This is a genomic window from Chitinophaga sp. Ak27 (assembly GCF_012726295.1).
In the GTDB taxonomy this organism is placed as follows: Bacteria; Bacteroidota; Bacteroidia; order Chitinophagales; family Chitinophagaceae; genus Chitinophaga.
In genome coordinates this window covers 52,576-68,907 of the sequence record NZ_JABAOB010000014.1, presented here as the reverse complement: position 1 = coordinate 68,907, position 16,332 = coordinate 52,576, and the positions used below count along the sequence as shown (strand labels likewise).

Here is a 16,332-nt window from a genome sequence, read left to right as displayed (position 1 = left end):
ATATAAATAATTATGGCAGAAGAAACAGAAGACCCGGAAGTGCCGGATATCCCAGAGCGGGATCCCAACCAGCTGGATTACGACTTGTTTCACTTCCTGATAAAGATCATGCGCACCATTTTCATTGGTCTTTTCTGGATGTTGATCAACGTGTTCCTGGGGCTGTATCTTGGTTTTGCGGAGCCGGAAGCCTCAACACCAGGGCGGATGTTTTTTTTCTATTCCTGGTTTGTGCTTTCGCTGGCCGCCTTTATTTACTTCGCCTGGCGGATGTGGCGCAAAAAGATGGATGCGCCCTGATTACCGGGCGGCATTTCGTTTGCCCAGCTCCATGGTCCAGTTGCCGCTATAATAGCCTACGCCCATTTCTGAAAATACCGGGTCCATCATATTATGACAGTGCTTGGGGCTATTCAGCCAGCCCAGTACAACGGCTTGTTCATCCATATTACCGGCTGCAATGTTTTCCCCATAATAATTCCAGTGATAGCCGGCGGCATCCAGCCGGGTGCCTGGGGTAGAGCCATTGAGGCCGTTGTGGTCAAAATATTTGTTGAGTGCCATGTCTTTACTATGGTCGAACGCCGCCTTTTCCAACAAGCCATTCCAGACAACGGCTCCTACCGGGGGCATTACATCTGTGCCACATTTACAGCCATGAGTACGTAAGCCATTGACCAACACCAGCAGGGCACTCCGATCAAGTTTGTTTTCCAGCACAATAGACGTATCTGCCTGTGGCGCTTTTTCCGGTTCTTTCAGGGTCAGACCTGAAGTTTTGGAGCAACTGCAATAAAAAATAATGGCCATCCATGCGGTGGCAACGCGGATAAATTTCCCGGACATAACCAGCAATAAGTTAGAGTAAATAGATACCGGGTTCTAAACAGGACTTAGATTAAAACTAAATAGAGGTTCTTAGGAAGGAAACTGATTAAAACTACTCGTGGTTGCTCAGAGGTTATGGGTTAAAAAAACATTCAAGGATACGAAGATAAGGGGTAGATATGAGAAATGGATGATAGTTTTTGTAAATCTAATGTTAATCAGAACTTCTATATGTCCGCCCGTGAAAGTGTTGTATTTCTTTCTCATTCTGAATCAGGTAATTGGGGAAGAGATGCCTCAGATGTTGCTCCTCAGTTTGCCTGTAGATGTCCTCCGGGGGCATGGAACAAAGTTTGTTCATCTTCTCATGTGCCACTTATTTGTCATCTCCAAAAGCGATTTTATGAAAAAGAAGAAAACGCCTGGTCAGCATTATGATAAGCAAAAGAAGCCGGTAGATATACTCAGCCAGGACAAAGGCACGCATACCAGGAATCCCCTGCACGGCAATTTATCCGAAAGTCCGGAGAAAGAGAATAAAGTCGTGAGGGATAACGACAGCAACAGCAAATCAAAGCGTTAACGGTCTATTTTAATCAATAAGAAAGCTATTACTTTTTAATGTTGTGGTGTATAGCGGCCATCCTATTCCTGGGATGGTTTTTTTTAGCTGCTATGGTCGGCAATAATTTTCCACTGACCGTTTATTTTTTTCAATACCAGGCTGAAATGTCCCTGCAGATCGCCTATGGTTCGCTGTAGGTGCCATTGGCCAATCAACAGGTACACATCGGTTGCCAGCGGCTTGAATTCCAGCAGTTTAAAATCCAGTTTACCCATGGCCGTTACATCCGGGTAGGTCTTTTTATAGCGGTTCAGGGTAGCCTGCCAGCCATAGGTAACCCCATTTTTGCCAATGAAGAGCAGGGAATCGGAATGCCAGTAGGTTTGCATAAAGCCATCTATATCTCCCTTATTCCAGGCCATTGTTTGCGCCGTCATCAGGGCTGTAATTTGCTGTTGATCGTGCTGCTGGGCATGGGCCGGTTGGAAGGAAGAGAAGGCAAGACCACCCAATAGGGTAAGGAACAGTAGAAAACGCATATTAATTTTTTAGCAAAAGATAAACAGTTTTTCCGATGTAACGCAACATTGATTATAGTAACTTTGCAGCACTATTTTTAAACATCTCTTTCAATTATATTTTAAAATCAACAGTTTATGCCCGGATATGAACTATTTGGAGCCGAGGAAAGGAAAGAAGTAAACGATGTACTGGAAACCGGTATTATGATGCGTTACGGATTTGACGGTCCGCGTAAAGGCATCTGGAAAGCAAAAGAGCTGGAACAGGCGATTTGCGATAAACTGAATGTACAGTATACCCAGTTGGCTTCCAGTGGAACTGCCGCGTTGACCACTGCTATGGCGGCTCTTGGATTGGGTGCCGGCGACGAAATCATTATGCCCACCTTTACTTTTGTGGCCAGCTTTGAATCGGTATTTTCCGTTGGAGCTACGCCGGTACTGGTAGATGTGGATGATACGCTCACCCTGGATCCGAAGGCGGTGGAAGCAGCCATCACCTCCCGTACCAAAGCGGTAATGCCGGTGCATATGTGTGGTGCTATGGCCGACCTGGAGGCCCTGCAAGCCATTTGCAAAAAGCATAACCTGTTGTTGCTGGAAGATGCTTGTCAATCTTTCGGTGCTACCTATAAAGGCAAAGCCCTGGGTTCCATCGGGGATGCAGGTACCTTCTCTTTCGACTTCGTGAAAACCATTACCTGTGCAGAGGGAGGAGCTATTATCACGAATAATAAAGACGTATATACCAAATGTGATGGTTATACGGACCATGGCCATGATCACCTGGGGGTAGACCGTGGCGCTGATCTGCACCCGTTTATCGGCTATAACTACCGTATTTCGGAACTGCATGCGGCGGTGGGACTGGCACAGGTTCGTAAACTGGATACTTTCCTGGCGATACAGCGTAAAACCAAGAAAATTTTTAAGGATGCGTTGTCCACCGTACCGGGTGTTACTTTCCGCCGTTTGCCTGATGAAGCCGGCGATAGTGCGACCTTCCTGTCTTTCTTCCTGCCCGAAACCGCCCAGGCGGCTAAAGCGGCAGCAGCCATGAAAGCAGCGGGGCTGGCAGCTTTTCATTACTATGATAATAACTGGCACTACATCCGTCAATGGCAGCATTTTAAACATGGGGCAGTACTAACACCATTTGCAGCCGGACTAAAACAGGCCATGGAAGTATATAAAACAAAGGAATTCCCTGCTTCAGATGCTATTATTGGCAGAAATATTTCCACGCCTATCAACCTGAGCTGGAGCGATGCAGAAATCCAGGAAAGAGCAGAAAAGCTGGTGAATGCTGTAAAAAGCGCGTTATAAGTCGGCACGCAAAGCTGCATAAGCAACAAAGCCGTTAAGCGACTGCTTTTGTCGCTTGGCGTGAACAAAAACAGAATGCATGAAAAAAATTGCGTTGATACCTGCCCGTTATGGCGCTACCCGTTTCCCCGGAAAGATGATGGCGAAGCTGGGAGGGAAGTCAGTTATTTTACGTACCTATGAATCTACTTTAAATACCGGAGTGTTTGATGATGTAATGGTAGTAACAGATAGTGATATCATCTACCAGGAGATTGTGAACAATGGTGGTAAAGCCGTGATGAGCAAGAAGGAGCATGAATGTGGTACTGATCGTATAGCCGAGGCGGTGGTAGACATGGAGGTAGATATTGTAGTGAATGTGCAGGGCGATGAGCCCTTTACGCAGAGAGAGCCCCTGGAAAAGCTGTTGCAGGTATTTGAAGGAGAAGCCGGCAAGCAGGTGCAGGTAGCATCGTTGATGCAGGTGTTGAAAGATCCCGCTTCCATCGAAGACCCAAATTACGTGAAAGTGGCGGTAGATAAGAATTTCAATGCATTATTCTTTTCACGTTCCGTGATTCCGTACCCAAGAAATAAGGATATTCAATCGGTATACTACGAGCATATCGGTATTTATGCCTTCCGCAAGCAAATGTTGCTGGACTTTACTCAAATGCCGGTAACGCCGCTGGAAGCAGCCGAGAAAATAGAGTGCCTGCGTTACCTGGAAAATGGGATCTCCATGAAAATGGTGGTTACTTCTTACATGGGAGTAGAAATTGATACTCCGGAAGATCTTGACAAGGCGGCAAAACTTTTATAACATCTAACTAACAGGGATATATGAAATTCAGGAATTTTAAGATGGTGGACTACGTAGTTTACGGCAGCGGATGTTTTGATCAGCTGGGCGAAATACTGGCCCCCAGGCGCGTAGGTGATGCTCCCATGATATTTTTCGTGGATGAGTATTTCCAGGATAAGCAAGAATTTTTGTCTCGCATTCCGTTGCAGGGTAAGGACAAAATTGTGGTGATTGATGTAACGGATGAACCTAAAACCAAAACGGTTGATAAGATCCGGGATGAGCTGAAAGCGGAATTTGGCACCGTATCCGGTATTATCGGTATTGGTGGCGGATCTGTAATGGACATGGCTAAGGCAGTATCGCTGATGATGACTAATCCCGGTTCTTCAGCAGATTATCAGGGCTGGGACCTGGTAAAGGTTGCCGGGGTATATAAAGTGGGTATTCCTACTATTTCCGGTACCGGTGCAGAAGTGAGCCGTACCTGCGTTTTGACCGGACCTACCCGTAAACTGGGTATGAACTCTGATTTTACGCCTTTTGACCAGATTGTACTGGATCCTGCTTTAACTAAAACAGTAGAACCTAACCAACGTTTTTATACGGCGATGGACTGCTTCATTCACTGTGTGGAGTCGCTGACTGGTACCTATCTCAATGCATTCAGCCAATCGTATGGTGAGAAAGCGCAGGAGCTGTGTGAAGAAATTTTTCTGCAAAAAGAAAAGTGGGATGACGATGCAGATGAAAAGCTGATGATGGCTTCTTATGCCGGCGGAATGAGCATTGCTTATTCCCAGGTTGGGGTGGCGCATGCTGTGAGCTATGGTTTGGCGTACCTGTTGGGCACCAAGCATGGTATCGGTAACTGTATTGTGTTTGACAAGCTGGAAGAGTTTTATCCGGAAGGCGTGGCTAAGTTTAAGGAAATGGTGAAGAAGCATAATATTACCATCCCGCAGGGCATCACCAAGGGTTTAACAGATGAGCAGTTCGACACAATGATCAATGTATCGCTGGGAATGGCGCCGCTGTGGGAAAACGCTTTGGGTAAGGACTGGAAGGAGATTATGACCCGCGAAAGGCTGCGTAAGCTGTACGAGCGGCTATAATCGACGACCATTGTTTTAAGATATCAGGGGGAGATAGCCGATGGCTGTTTCCCCTTTACTTTTATAAAAGATCGTTACGCAGATCCAATGCGTAGAAAAAAGGTATTATTGTTAAAGGGGGAAGATTATCATGCTGATACTATCAATTATTTCGGGAGTGGTGGTGTTGTTGCTGGGGTATTTACTGTTTACCGCCAGGCAGCAGCAACAGGCGCAGTCTACAGTGTATGCACAACAACTGGATGCCGCCCAGGCCAGCTACACTGCATTGCAAGCAAACTTTGCTGCTCAGCAGGAACGGCTGCATATGCTGGATGCCAAACAGGAGTACCTGCAAAGTTTGCTGGATGACAAAAGCGGACAGGTGGCTGAAAAGCAGCAGCAATTGGAACGGATAAACGAAGAGTTTTCAGTGCTGATGTCTGAGCAGGGCCGTTTGATGGAGCAGAATAAGTACCTGCAGCAGCAGCTGGCTGGCGAGAAAGAGCGGATGGAGCAGGTGCAGCAAGACTTTAAGGTGCAATTTGAAAATACTGCCCAGCAGCTATTGCAGCGTATTTCAGGCAACTTTATGGAACAGAACAAGGTGAAAATGGAAGATATTCTAAAGCCGTTGTCAGAAAAGATAGATAGCTTCCGGAGCAGTGTGCAGCAGTCGCTCGTATCGGAAACGGAGCAACGCGCCCAACTGAAGACAGAGTTGCAACGCCTGTTGCTGTTGAATCAAACCCTTTCCAAAGAAGCGAATAACCTCACGAATGCCCTTAAAGCGGATACCAAGAAACAGGGTAACTGGGGAGAGATGATCCTGGAGCGGGTATTGGAAGCTTCAGGTCTGGAGAAAGGGGTGCATTATTTTACGCAGGATGCACAACGTGATGAAACAGGGCAACTGAGGAAGCCGGACCTGGTGTTGCATTTGCCGGAAAGCCGGCAGCTGGTGATTGACTCCAAGGTGTCCCTCAAGGCATATGAACAATATTGCAGTGCCACCAGCGATGAGGAAAAGCGATATGCCCTGAAAATGCACCTGCAATCGGTAAAGAACCATGTAACGGAGTTGAGCGCTAAGGCATACCATACGTTATATCAAAATACGACCGACTTTGTGATGTTGTTTATTCCTATAGAACCGGCATATGCGTTGGCCATTATGCAACAGGAGGAGGACTTATATGATTTTGCGTTCCGTAAGAGAATTATACTGGTGAGTGTGCCTTCCCTGCTGGCCACTTTGCGGGTGATAGATAATATGTGGCGGTTGGATAAACAGAATAAAAATGCTGAGGAGATTGTGCGCCAGGGGAGTGCGCTCTATGATAAATTTGTAGGTTTTGTGGAAGATCTGGGCCTCGTTGGGGAGCACTTGAAGCGTAGTCAGAATGCTTATGAAGGTGCCATGAATAAACTGGTTTCCGGTAATGGTAACCTGGTAGGCCGTGCGGAGAGGATGCGTAAACTGGGGCTGGATAATAAAAAGGGACTACCCAAAGAGGTGACCGCGCGGCTACAACAACCGGAAGATGCGCCACAGGCAACGATTTCGGAGGAAACTGCCGCTGCGGAAGAGCAGGAGGTAGCGGAGTAATATTATTTAGCAGGGCTGTTTCTGTGCTGGTTTGTACCCAAAACTCAGGTAAAGCGCTGCCGCCAGGGTAATACCTGCCATTACATAAAAGGTGAGTGGGAAGTTGGCTGACTGGTTGCTATAGATGAATGCAGAAAAATAAGCCCCCAGGCCAATACCAGCTTCCATGGCAATATACATGGTAGCCAGCGCGCGGCCGCGGTGTTCCGGTCGTCCCAGGTCCACCGTCCAGGCAGTAACAGCGGGTGCATTGAGTCCCACCGAAATACCGTATACAACAGCTGCTGTTAACAGAAGCGTGCTGTTGCCGGCCAGGCCCAGCATGAGCATAGATATGGCCATCAGCACCGCTGAAATCTTCAACACAGGTACCCGGCCGTATTTGTCAGATACTTTCCCAGCCAACAGCCGTATGCCGATAGAGCTGCCGGTGAAAAAAGTATAGAAAAGTCCTTTGTTGGAAATGCCCAGGTAGGCTCCAAAATCAGGGATGACGGTTAGTATGGCGCCATAACTGAAATAGGTGAGGAAAGTAATAATCACCGGAGACCACACTAGCGGCTCAAATATTTCATCGCCGGAAATTTTCAGCAATGCCAGGCGGAATCGCTGTTTATTGGCGAGGGTTTCCTTCATGCCCACCAGGATTACTACAGATAAGAGCGAGAACAGGGCCGACAGCTGGAACATGATGTTGATATTCCACCGCATGGCTACATAGCCACCAATAGCGGGACCCATGGCCATTCCAATGGTACTGAATAAACCAACCATGCCCATTGCTTCGCCACGGCGGGTTACAGGTACCAGGTCTGATACATAGGCAGAAGTGCCGGTAGGTTTAAAACCAGTAGAAAAGCCATGAAAAAAGCGTAGCAACAGGAAAGCCCCCACGGAGCTGATCAGTGGGTAGGTAAGGCTGCAAACCACGCATACCAGCGATCCAAAAATCATCACCGGCACACGCCCGATCGTATCGGATAATTTACCGCTAAAAGGCCTGGATAACCCTGCCATCAATGTAAATAATCCTATAATATATCCTTTGTAATCTGCTCCCCCCATCCGGGTTAAATAAGCCGGCAACTCTGGAATCATCATGTTGAAGCTGGCTGAGAAGAGGGCATTGCTAAGGCATAGCAGGATGAATTGCAGATTATATATTCTTCCTGTAGACTGATACATGGGCACAAAATTAACAACAATGGTACAATTTTCGCAAAGTAATTGGCCTACGACACTTGAACAAAAACAGGAGATAGCCTGTTTATATTAACCGGCTGTTAAATCATGATAGTCATCATATTTACAAGAGTTTCAAAGTCGTACATTTATAATAACCAAAAAATTCAATGATATGAAAGTAAACATTGGTGTTTCAGCAGAAAACACAAAGAAGATTGCATTAGAATTGAATAAGGTACTCGCAGATGAGCTCTTGATTTATGCGAAAACACGTAATTCCCACTGGAACATTGAAGGAAGCAACTTTATGGAAATGCACAAGTTCTATGAAGAGCAATACGAAGAGCTGGAGCAGTATGGCGATGACGTAGCTGAATACATTCGTTCTATTGGACATTATGCGGAAGGCCGTTATGCTGACGTGTTGAAACTCACTAATTTACTGGAATCTGAATACTCCAACGACCAGAAGAAGCAGCTGCAGGAATTGCTGGACGATCATGAAACCATTATCCGTAACCTGCGCAGGTTGATCGACGAATTTGATGAGAAATATCATGATAAAGGAGCAGCTGATTTTGCTACCCAGATGTTGCAAAAACACCTCAAGCTGGCTTGGATGATCCGTTCTTATCTCAAATAATCATGTTATGCGATATTAATAACGTGTTGGTTGCAGTGCTGCTGTAGCTAACACGTTTTTAATTTACATTTGTTTGTATCCCCGTCATCCCAAAAATGCATAACAATGGATAACACAACAAACGATCTTCGACTGGCAGTATTGATCGATGCCGATAATATACCGTATCACAACATAGAAGGTATGCTGGAAGAAATAGCCAAATATGGCAACCCCACCTTCAAAAGAATTTATGGCGACTGGACCAAACCTACGGTGGTAGGGTGGAAGAACGTATTGCTAGAATATGCCATTACGCCTATACAACAATACAGTTATACCTCCGGAAAAAATGCTACCGACTCTGCCATGATTATAGATGCCATGGACATTTTGTATACCGGACGTGTAGATGGTTTTTGCCTGGTATCGAGCGATAGCGATTTTACCCGGCTGGCTACCCGCTTGCGGGAAGCCGGCATGCGGGTGTACGGAATGGGGGAGCAAAAAACGCCCACCGCTTTCCGGGCTGCCTGTGATAAGTTTATTTACCTGGAAATATTACAGGTAAGAAAGAAAGCAGACCACGATACCGATGCGGATACGGATGCGGGCAAACCTAAATCCGGTAAAACCAAGCGGAATAGTATCAGCAAAGCAGACAAACAGCTGCTGACATTGATCTCTACGAGTATCAACGATATTGCAGATGAAGATGGCTGGGCTTACCTGGGTGAGCTAGGGAACCTATTGTTAAAGAAAAAGCCCGACTTCGACTCCCGTAACTATGGCTTTAATAAGCTATTGCAGTTGCTCAAGAGCTTTCCGAATTTCGAAATTGATATCCGGGAAAGTGGAAAGAAAACTGGGAAGCTAGTATATGTAAGAACTGTTTAATCTATGGCATACCGAAAAATCCGTATTGTAAAAGGCGACATCACTAAGATAAAAGCAGATGCGATCGTTAACGCGGCCAACTCGTCATTGCTGGGTGGTGGCGGCGTAGACGGGGCCATTCATCGGGCCGGCGGCCCTGATATCCTGAGTGATTGCAGGGCAATTGTGGCCCGGCAGGGTGGATGTAAAACGGGTAGTGCTGTAATTACAACTGCTGGCCGCCTTCCGGCAAAGCATGTAATACATACTGTAGGCCCGGTTTGGAACAACGGCGACAAAGATGAAGTGACGCTACTGGCTAACTGTTACCGGCACTCACTGGAACTTGCGTCCCGGCATCACCTGGCCACTATTGCCTTTCCTAATATCAGCACCGGAATCTACCATTTTCCGAAGGAACTCGCCGCCAGTATTGCTATGAACACGATTGTAACTTACCTCGAGGAGCATAACGACATAGAGGAAGTAATCCTGGTATGCTATGATGATGAAAATTTGCGCTATACCGAGCAGTATTATAACCAGCATATAAGACCCGAGGAATGATCCCCGCAATAGAGGATTATAAGGGTTTGAGTACAAATGCAAAAAGGCTTCCTGTTAAGGGAAGCCTTTTTGACTATAGTGCGATGTAAAAAGCGATGTGATTAGAGCTTGGCGTATTTTACCCAGGCGTAGATAAACATAGCAGCAAAAACGATAATAGCTACGGGAGCCAGGAAGTGGCCAATACTATCTCCAACTTTGTAGAAGTTGGTGGTGTGTACAACTGTTAAAAGATTCGTCAGCATTGTATAATGATTTATATTATTCCGGGTGCAAATTAAATCATTCGGGTCAAATTCCCAATCAAAGGAGCTGTTACCATGTCATTAATTGCTGTATACATTGATCCAGTCTTGATTTGGCGAGAAAATTTTTTTCCAGCGCGCCTGCAAAAGGGATGGGAGTGTCCAGGCTGGCGCAACGCATCACCGGTGCATCGAGCTGGTGGAAGCAGTGCTCGGCAATCCAGGCGCTGATTTCTGCGCCGAAGCCACCGGTAAGGGTGTCTTCATGGAGTACCAGTATCTTTCCGGTGGCAGCCACCATGGCCTGTATAGCCGGATAATCCAATGGCAGGAGCGTTCGGAGATCAAGGATGCCCAATGATACTTCAGGATGCAGGGCGGCATACTCTAGCGCCCAATGAACACCGCTGCCATAGGTAATAATGCTGATATCCTCTCCTGACTGTATTAGCGAGGCTTTACCTATTTCTATAGTATAATAATTTTCCGGTACATGACCACTGATACTGCGATATAGGGCTTTATGCTCAAAGTACATGACCGGGTTGGGGTCTGCAATAGCTGCGGTGAGCAAGCCTTTGGCATCTTCTGGAGACGAAGGGTACACTACTTTGAGGCCGGGGATATGTGTAAACCAGGCTTCATTGCTTTGAGAGTGGAAGGGGCCGGCGCCTACACCGCCACCGGCGGGCATTCGGATCACCACGTCGGCCGGCTGCCCCCAGCGGTAATGAATCTTAGCCAGGTTATTCACAATCTGGTTGAAACCACAAGACACAAAATCGGCAAACTGCATTTCCACCATGCTTTTGAAGCCTGCAAGGGCTAATCCCAGTGCGGTACCGATGATAGCGCTTTCGCAGAGTGGGGTATTGCGCACCCTGTCTTTGCCAAAGCGGGTTACGAGTCCCTCGGTAATTTTAAAGGCACCGCCATATTCAGCGATATCCTGTCCCATCAGGATCAGCTCGGGATGCTTTTCCATGGCCTGGGTGAGTCCTTCTGTGATGGCGTTGATGAAGCGTTTTTCGGAGGAGGGGCCGGTAGCAGCGATTACCGCTGGTGCCGGTGCGTAAACATCGGCCAGCTCTTTCCCGGTGTTCGCCAGGATGGGCGTATCTGCCAATCCCTTGACCACATCCGTTTCAATATGCTGGCGCAGGGCATCGCGGACGTTGGTCATGTCGGAAGCCGACAGCAGGCCCGATTCCTCCAGGAAGGTTTCATATTGCCGGATAGGGTCTTTTTTCGCCCATTCTTCAAACAGGGCCGGGGGCACATACTTAACGCCGCTGGCTTCTTCATGGCCACGCATACGGAAAGTCATCGCCTCAATCAACACGGGCTTCTGCTCCTGGATGGCATAAGCCCTGGCAGTACGTATCGTCTGATATACTTCCAGCAGGTTGTTGCCATCTACCTGTACACCCTCTATGCCATATCCGATGGCTTTGTCTACCAGGTTTTTGCAATGATATTGTTCGGCAATAGGAGTACTTAACCCATAACCATTATTTTCTATGAGGAAGATAACGGGTAAACCCCATACCGCGGCCACATTCAATGCCTCGTGGAATTCTCCTTCACTGGTGCCGCCTTCGCCGGTAAAGGCCAGCGATACTTTCTTTTCTTTTTTCAATTGATGTGCCAGCGCAATGCCATCAGCAATGGAGAGCTGTGGGCCCAGGTGCGAAATCATACCACAGATATGATGTTCGGGGCTGCCGAAATGGAAAGACCGCTCCCGGCCTTTGCTATAGCCATGTTCGCTGCCTTGCCATTGCAGCAGAAGTTTATCCAGCGGCATTTCACGGGTAGTAAATACGCCAAGATTGCGGTGCAACGGCAGTATCCATTCATCTGATTCCAGCGCCAGGGTGGCGCCTACCGCAATGGCTTCCTGGCCAATACCGGAAAACCATTTGCTGATCTTTCCCTGCCGAAGTAACAACAACATCTTTTCCTCTATCAAACGAGGAAATACCAAGGCTTTGTAGAACGATATCAGTTGTGCATCGCTCAGGTTTGACCGGTCAAAATGCATATAAACCAACTTTTTACAGGCTATAAAGACGGAATTAATCCTGGTTGCCACCGGCAATATTGATCAGGATACTATTAATGATGGTCATGATAATACTGAAGAGGAGTGCCCACCAAAAGCCGTCTACCTTAAATCCAGGGACCAGTTTAGCGGCCAGCAATATAATCAGGGCGTTGATCACAAACAGGAAAAGTCCGAGCGTAAGAATGGTAACGGGAAAAGTAAGAATCACCAATAGTGGTCTTACCAAAGCATTCAATACCGCCAAGACCAGGGCGAGTATCAGCGCAGTTATAAAGTCATCTACTTTTACGGCCGGTTTTAGCAGGTAAGCGGTTAACATGGCGGCGAATGCACTAACTAGTATGCGGATTAAGAAACCCATAGCAGATTGATTTACTAGTTAAGTTACCGAAAAAAGCAGAAAGCGGAAAGCAGAAAGAAAAAAGCTATCGTGGAGATTGATAACCGCGATTTTCAAATGCTGGCTAAAAATCAATCTCCACGATAGCTTTTTTCTTTCTGCTTTCCACTTTCTGGTTTACAGAAAGTTGTCAGCGTCTCTATAAGCTTTAATCAGGGCGGATTCACCGTCAGTGCCCTTTCCGGCCATACCGTGCTCCATTCCCAATACGCCTTTATATCCTTTTTGATGGAGATGTTTAAAGATGTTTTTATAGTTGACTTCGCCGGTGCCCGGCTCTTTCCGGCCAGGGTTATCGCCGATCTGTATATAAGCAATTTCATCCCAGCACATATCCATTACAGGAATCAAGTTGCCGGTATTGCGTTGCATATGGTAGAGATCATATAAGATTTTGCAGGAAGGACTTTTTACAGCTTTACAGATTTCAAAGGTTTGCTCGGCGGTACGCAGAAAAAGGTCTGCATTATCACTCAAAGGTTCCAGTACCATTACCAATCCATGTGGTTCAAATATTTCAGCTCCGGCGCGGAGGGCATCCACCACATGAGCAGTTTGTATACCCATAGGCAGATTGCGTTCGAAGTAGCCGGGAACAACCGTAGCCCATTTGGCGTTGCAGCGTTTGGCTGTTTCTATGCTGTCTTTACAGGTTTTGATAAAAGCGTCTTTGAATTCCTGCTTGCCGGTGGTCAATGAAGTTTTCCAGTTGTTGCCAGTATCCACTACAAAAACGCCCATCTGCATACCGAGTTTAGCCAGCAAATCGCCTATTTTGGATTGTTCAGCAGCGGGGCGGCCCAGCATCCCATTATCTTCAATAGCCCGGAAACCCTGATCGTACATGAATTTTATCTGGTCAAGGAAACCATCGCTTTTGGCGCTGTTTTTAAACATGCCATCATGCGGGGCGTAATTCATGTTGAATGTCTTACCTGCAGCAGCTTCAGGATGATTGCCGGTAGCTGCCTGAGCGGCATTGGTAAGGCCGCCTAATGCGAGTGCGGAAATGCCCGCCAGGGTGCCGTTTTGCAGAAATTGTCTTCTTTCCATAACGTTGAATTTTATTCTCCGGAAGCTAAATTTAATAGGTTTTATAAGGAAATGCTAATATCTGTGAAAAATTTTCAATTCATCAGTCATTTTTCGCATTCATCAAAAAAGATTGCTTTCCAGATTAGTTTTTTTTAAATTCACTCCTCATATTCTCAATCAAGCTATAGATGACTAAATCGCATGTGACCTTACTGTTGAGCGGACTGCTCAGCCAGGTTGTTATCGCACAAACCAAAACGGCATTTGAACCATACAGCCAACAGATTCCAGGAACCGATGTCAGTTTTAAGATGGTACCCATTAAAGGCGGCAGCTTTACACTGGGTAGTCCGGCCAGTGAAAAAGGCAGGAAGAATGATGAAGGGCCGGCAAAAACGGTACAGATTTCCGATTTCTGGATGGGCGCTACAGAAGTCACCTTCGATGAATATGATGTATACGCTGATGCGGAAAAAGATAAAACACCCATACCTGATGGCATGACCCGTCCCAGCCCTCCATATATCGATCTTACGTTAGGAATGGGTAAGGCGGGCGGTTTTCCGGCCAATAGCATGAGCCAGTATGGCGCCCTGATGTATTGCCAATGGTTGTACACCAAAACCGGCGTATTTTATCGCCTGCCCACAGCTGCGGAATGGGAATATGCCTGCAGGGCTGGAGCCACTACGGCTTATCCTTTCGGTACTGACGCCACTCAGCTGAAAGACTATGCCTGGTTTAGCGGCAATAGCGAACAGAAATACCATAAAGTAGCACAACTGAAACCCAACGCATGGGGCTTATATGATATGCTCGGTAACGTAGAAGAATGGACCCTGGATCAATATGACGAAAGTGGTGTGGCCAATGCTAAAGACAAAGACCCCTGGACTGTACCCACTGCTAAAACACCTCGTTTGCTGAAAGGAGGTAGTTACCAGGACGATGCAGTATTACTGCGCAGCGCTGCCCGGTTGAAATCAGATCCGGTATGGAACCGCCGCGATCCCCAGATACCCAAAAGCTCCTGGTGGAATGCTGATGCGCCTTTTGTGGGATTCAGGATTATACGGCCAGTGAAACAACCTTCTGAAGAAGAAGCCAAACAGTTTTTTGCAGATATTATCGCGAAATATAAAGGTGCACGCTAGACTAGATTATCATCCTAAAAATCTAAAAAAACATCTTATTCATTTATGAACAACGAAAACAAATTCCACGGTGAGGGCCGCCGCGATTTCGTAAAGCAAACTACCTTACTCGCAGGTGGATTGCTGGCAATGCCCCTCTTATCTAAAGCTAACTTCTTCTCCGGCGCCAATGGCGTGATTAAAATTGCGTTGATCGGCTGCGGCGGCCGTGGTACAGGCGCAGCTACCCAGGCACTCAGCACAAAAGAAAATGTGCAGCTGGTAGCAATGGCAGATGCCTTCCCCGACAGATTGAAAGACAGCTATGACAATATTAAAGATGCCCTGGGCGATAAAGCCGACCGCGTAAACGTACCGGAAAGCAATAAGTTCATAGGCTTTGATGCATATAAACAAGCCATCGCGCTCGCCGACGTAGTGATATTGGCTACACCTCCCGGTTTCAGACCTATCCATTTCGAAGAGGCCATTAAACAGGGTAAGCACGTGTTTATGGAAAAGCCGGTGGCTACCGATCCTGCCGGTATTAAGAAAGTGCTGGAAGCAGCCGCCCTGGCCAAAACTAAAAAACTGAACGTAGTAGTAGGTTTACAACGCCGTTATCAGAACTCCTACCGCGAGTTGTACAAACGCTTCCAGGATGGTATCATCGGAGATATGCTTTCCGCACAGGTATGGTGGAACCAGGGGGCTTTATGGGTAAAACCACGTAAACCCGAGTATACTGAAATGGAATATCAGATGCGCAACTGGTATTATTTCAACTGGCTTTGCGGGGATCATATCGTAGAACAACATATTCACAATATCGACGTTGGTAACTGGTTTATGGGCGCTACCCCGGTAACAGCCAGTGGTATGGGCGGCCGCGCGGTACGTACAGGCAAAGAATATGGAGAAATTTTTGATCACCACTATGTAGAATATCGTTATGCTAACGGCGTAGTAATGAATAGCCAGTGCCGTCACTGGAAAGACGCGCCCAGTAAGGTTGATGAAGAGATTGTAGGAACAAAGGGCCGGATCTACTGCGACAAGGGCACCATCGTAGATCATAAAGGAAAGGTATTGTACCAGTTTGATAAGAAGAAAGAAAACAATCCTTACCAGACGGAGCACGATGAGCTGTTTGCTGCCATTGCGAAAGGAGAGTACAAATTTGCGGATGCAGAAAGAGGAGCACATACTACGCTTTCTGCTATCATAGGTCGGTTGGCTACTTATTCCGGTCAGGTAATTGACTGGAACGTGGCCTTGAACTCAGGCCTGGATATACATCCGAAAAGATACGCGTTTGATGCAGAACCGCCAGTAATGCCGGATGCATCGGGTAATTATGCTTATGCCAAACCAGGTATCACTAAATATTTTACCTGATAAGTAATATAGCCATTTTAAACAGGTCAGGGATTTGCGGGAGGAACCAGTCATAGTTCTTCTCACAAATCCC

Annotated in this window: 18 protein-coding genes; 11 read left to right on the top strand and 7 right to left on the bottom strand. The window is 46.8% G+C overall.

Annotation, left to right across the window (positions count from 1 at the left end):
- Positions 1 to 12 precede the first annotated feature (12 nt).
- Entirely contained in the window at positions 13 to 300 is a 288-nt protein-coding gene (locus tag HGH90_RS30935; RefSeq protein WP_168765007.1) for a hypothetical protein, read from the top strand.
- On the opposite strand, the gene HGH90_RS30930 is transcribed toward HGH90_RS30935, so the two are convergent.
- Positions 301 to 846 (bottom strand): CAP domain-containing protein, encoded by a 546-nt coding sequence (locus HGH90_RS30930; protein ID WP_169192749.1) that lies wholly within the window; start codon positions 844 to 846, stop codon positions 301 to 303.
- 385 nt (positions 847 to 1,231) lie between these two features.
- Here HGH90_RS30930 and HGH90_RS30925 point away from each other — a divergent pair, with 385 nt between their 5' ends.
- Complete coding sequence (locus HGH90_RS30925; protein WP_168765009.1) at positions 1,232 to 1,411, top strand: hypothetical protein; 180 nt, start codon at positions 1,232 to 1,234, stop codon at positions 1,409 to 1,411.
- A gap of 83 nt (positions 1,412 to 1,494) precedes the next feature.
- On the opposite strand, the gene HGH90_RS30920 is transcribed toward HGH90_RS30925, so the two are convergent.
- Positions 1,495 to 1,932 carry a YybH family protein gene (locus tag HGH90_RS30920; protein ID WP_169192748.1) on the bottom strand — a complete coding sequence of 146 codons (438 nt, stop codon included), beginning with the start codon at positions 1,930 to 1,932 and terminating at the stop codon, positions 1,495 to 1,497.
- 117 nt (positions 1,933 to 2,049) lie between these two features.
- On the opposite strand from HGH90_RS30920, the gene HGH90_RS30915 reads away from it, so the two are divergent.
- The 4 genes from HGH90_RS30915 to rmuC all read left to right on the top strand — a co-directional run bounded on the left by HGH90_RS30915 (position 2,050) and on the right by rmuC (position 6,730).
- The gene (locus HGH90_RS30915; protein ID WP_169192747.1) at positions 2,050 to 3,240 is read left to right on the top strand and encodes a DegT/DnrJ/EryC1/StrS family aminotransferase; all 1,191 of its coding nucleotides are present in this window, start codon (positions 2,050 to 2,052) and stop codon (positions 3,238 to 3,240) included.
- Between the two features lie 79 nt (positions 3,241 to 3,319).
- A complete protein-coding gene (gene kdsB / locus HGH90_RS30910) occupies positions 3,320 to 4,045 on the top strand; it encodes a 3-deoxy-manno-octulosonate cytidylyltransferase (protein ID WP_168765012.1) in 726 nt (241 codons plus the stop codon).
- Positions 4,046 to 4,065: 20 nt separating this feature from the next.
- A complete protein-coding gene (locus HGH90_RS30905) occupies positions 4,066 to 5,142 on the top strand; it encodes an iron-containing alcohol dehydrogenase family protein (protein WP_168765013.1) in 1,077 nt (358 codons plus the stop codon).
- Positions 5,143 to 5,272: 130 nt separating this feature from the next.
- On the top strand, positions 5,273 to 6,730 hold the full coding sequence (rmuC, locus tag HGH90_RS30900; RefSeq protein ID WP_169192746.1) for a DNA recombination protein RmuC: 1,458 nt from the start codon (positions 5,273 to 5,275) through the stop codon (positions 6,728 to 6,730).
- 6 nt (positions 6,731 to 6,736) lie between these two features.
- Here rmuC and HGH90_RS30895 read toward each other — a convergent pair whose 3' ends face one another.
- A complete protein-coding gene (locus HGH90_RS30895; RefSeq protein WP_169192745.1) occupies positions 6,737 to 7,915 on the bottom strand; it encodes an MFS transporter in 1,179 nt (392 codons plus the stop codon).
- A gap of 172 nt (positions 7,916 to 8,087) precedes the next feature.
- Here HGH90_RS30895 and HGH90_RS30890 point away from each other — a divergent pair, with 172 nt between their 5' ends.
- From HGH90_RS30890 to HGH90_RS30880, 3 genes are all read left to right on the top strand, one after another.
- A complete protein-coding gene (locus tag HGH90_RS30890) occupies positions 8,088 to 8,558 on the top strand; it encodes a Dps family protein (protein ID WP_168738253.1) in 471 nt (156 codons plus the stop codon).
- Between the two features lie 105 nt (positions 8,559 to 8,663).
- The gene (locus HGH90_RS30885) at positions 8,664 to 9,434 is read left to right on the top strand and encodes an NYN domain-containing protein (RefSeq protein ID WP_168765016.1); all 771 of its coding nucleotides are present in this window, start codon (positions 8,664 to 8,666) and stop codon (positions 9,432 to 9,434) included.
- A 3-nt stretch (positions 9,435 to 9,437) separates the two neighbouring features.
- On the top strand, positions 9,438 to 9,980 hold the full coding sequence (locus HGH90_RS30880) for an O-acetyl-ADP-ribose deacetylase (RefSeq protein ID WP_169192744.1): 543 nt from the start codon (positions 9,438 to 9,440) through the stop codon (positions 9,978 to 9,980).
- Positions 9,981 to 10,081: 101 nt separating this feature from the next.
- Here the strand turns inward: HGH90_RS30880 and HGH90_RS30875 are convergent, their stop codons facing one another.
- The 4 genes from HGH90_RS30875 to HGH90_RS30860 all read right to left on the bottom strand — a co-directional run bounded on the left by HGH90_RS30875 (position 10,082) and on the right by HGH90_RS30860 (position 13,746).
- Positions 10,082 to 10,225 (bottom strand): hypothetical protein, encoded by a 144-nt coding sequence (locus HGH90_RS30875; protein ID WP_169192743.1) that lies wholly within the window; start codon positions 10,223 to 10,225, stop codon positions 10,082 to 10,084.
- A gap of 70 nt (positions 10,226 to 10,295) precedes the next feature.
- Positions 10,296 to 12,269, bottom strand: coding sequence for a thiamine pyrophosphate-dependent enzyme (locus HGH90_RS30870; RefSeq protein WP_168765019.1), 1,974 nt, complete (start codon positions 12,267 to 12,269; stop codon positions 10,296 to 10,298).
- Between the two features lie 34 nt (positions 12,270 to 12,303).
- Entirely contained in the window at positions 12,304 to 12,654 is a 351-nt protein-coding gene (locus HGH90_RS30865) for a phage holin family protein (RefSeq protein ID WP_168738248.1), read from the bottom strand.
- A gap of 156 nt (positions 12,655 to 12,810) precedes the next feature.
- Positions 12,811 to 13,746 (bottom strand): hydroxypyruvate isomerase family protein, encoded by a 936-nt coding sequence (locus HGH90_RS30860; protein WP_168765020.1) that lies wholly within the window; start codon positions 13,744 to 13,746, stop codon positions 12,811 to 12,813.
- Between the two features lie 170 nt (positions 13,747 to 13,916).
- On the opposite strand from HGH90_RS30860, the gene HGH90_RS30855 reads away from it, so the two are divergent.
- The gene (locus HGH90_RS30855) at positions 13,917 to 14,882 is read left to right on the top strand and encodes a formylglycine-generating enzyme family protein (protein ID WP_168765021.1); all 966 of its coding nucleotides are present in this window, start codon (positions 13,917 to 13,919) and stop codon (positions 14,880 to 14,882) included.
- A gap of 45 nt (positions 14,883 to 14,927) precedes the next feature.
- Positions 14,928 to 16,259, top strand: a complete 1,332-nt coding sequence (locus tag HGH90_RS30850) for a Gfo/Idh/MocA family protein (RefSeq protein ID WP_168765022.1) — start codon at positions 14,928 to 14,930, stop codon at positions 16,257 to 16,259.
- Positions 16,260 to 16,332 lie beyond the last annotated feature (73 nt).

Excerpts from the sequence above, each read along its gene's own strand:
- HGH90_RS30935 (WP_168765007.1), top strand. The coding sequence starts at position 13 with ATGGCAGAAGAAACAGAAGACCCGGAAGTGCCGGATATCCCAGAGCGG.
- HGH90_RS30930 (WP_169192749.1), bottom strand. The coding sequence starts at position 846 with ATGTCCGGGAAATTTATCCGCGTTGCCACCGCATGGATGGCCATTATT.
- HGH90_RS30925 (WP_168765009.1), top strand. The coding sequence starts at position 1,232 with ATGAAAAAGAAGAAAACGCCTGGTCAGCATTATGATAAGCAAAAGAAG.
- HGH90_RS30920 (WP_169192748.1), bottom strand. The coding sequence starts at position 1,932 with ATGCGTTTTCTACTGTTCCTTACCCTATTGGGTGGTCTTGCCTTCTCT.
- HGH90_RS30915 (WP_169192747.1), top strand. The coding sequence starts at position 2,050 with ATGCCCGGATATGAACTATTTGGAGCCGAGGAAAGGAAAGAAGTAAAC.
- kdsB (WP_168765012.1), top strand. The coding sequence starts at position 3,320 with ATGAAAAAAATTGCGTTGATACCTGCCCGTTATGGCGCTACCCGTTTC.
- HGH90_RS30905 (WP_168765013.1), top strand. The coding sequence starts at position 4,066 with ATGAAATTCAGGAATTTTAAGATGGTGGACTACGTAGTTTACGGCAGC.
- rmuC (WP_169192746.1), top strand. The coding sequence starts at position 5,273 with ATGCTGATACTATCAATTATTTCGGGAGTGGTGGTGTTGTTGCTGGGG.
- HGH90_RS30895 (WP_169192745.1), bottom strand. The coding sequence starts at position 7,915 with ATGTATCAGTCTACAGGAAGAATATATAATCTGCAATTCATCCTGCTA.
- HGH90_RS30890 (WP_168738253.1), top strand. The coding sequence starts at position 8,088 with ATGAAAGTAAACATTGGTGTTTCAGCAGAAAACACAAAGAAGATTGCA.
- HGH90_RS30885 (WP_168765016.1), top strand. The coding sequence starts at position 8,664 with ATGGATAACACAACAAACGATCTTCGACTGGCAGTATTGATCGATGCC.
- HGH90_RS30880 (WP_169192744.1), top strand. The coding sequence starts at position 9,438 with ATGGCATACCGAAAAATCCGTATTGTAAAAGGCGACATCACTAAGATA.
- HGH90_RS30875 (WP_169192743.1), bottom strand. The coding sequence starts at position 10,225 with ATGCTGACGAATCTTTTAACAGTTGTACACACCACCAACTTCTACAAA.
- HGH90_RS30870 (WP_168765019.1), bottom strand. The coding sequence starts at position 12,269 with ATGCATTTTGACCGGTCAAACCTGAGCGATGCACAACTGATATCGTTC.
- HGH90_RS30865 (WP_168738248.1), bottom strand. The coding sequence starts at position 12,654 with ATGGGTTTCTTAATCCGCATACTAGTTAGTGCATTCGCCGCCATGTTA.
- HGH90_RS30860 (WP_168765020.1), bottom strand. The coding sequence starts at position 13,746 with ATGGAAAGAAGACAATTTCTGCAAAACGGCACCCTGGCGGGCATTTCC.
- HGH90_RS30855 (WP_168765021.1), top strand. The coding sequence starts at position 13,917 with ATGACTAAATCGCATGTGACCTTACTGTTGAGCGGACTGCTCAGCCAG.
- HGH90_RS30850 (WP_168765022.1), top strand. The coding sequence starts at position 14,928 with ATGAACAACGAAAACAAATTCCACGGTGAGGGCCGCCGCGATTTCGTA.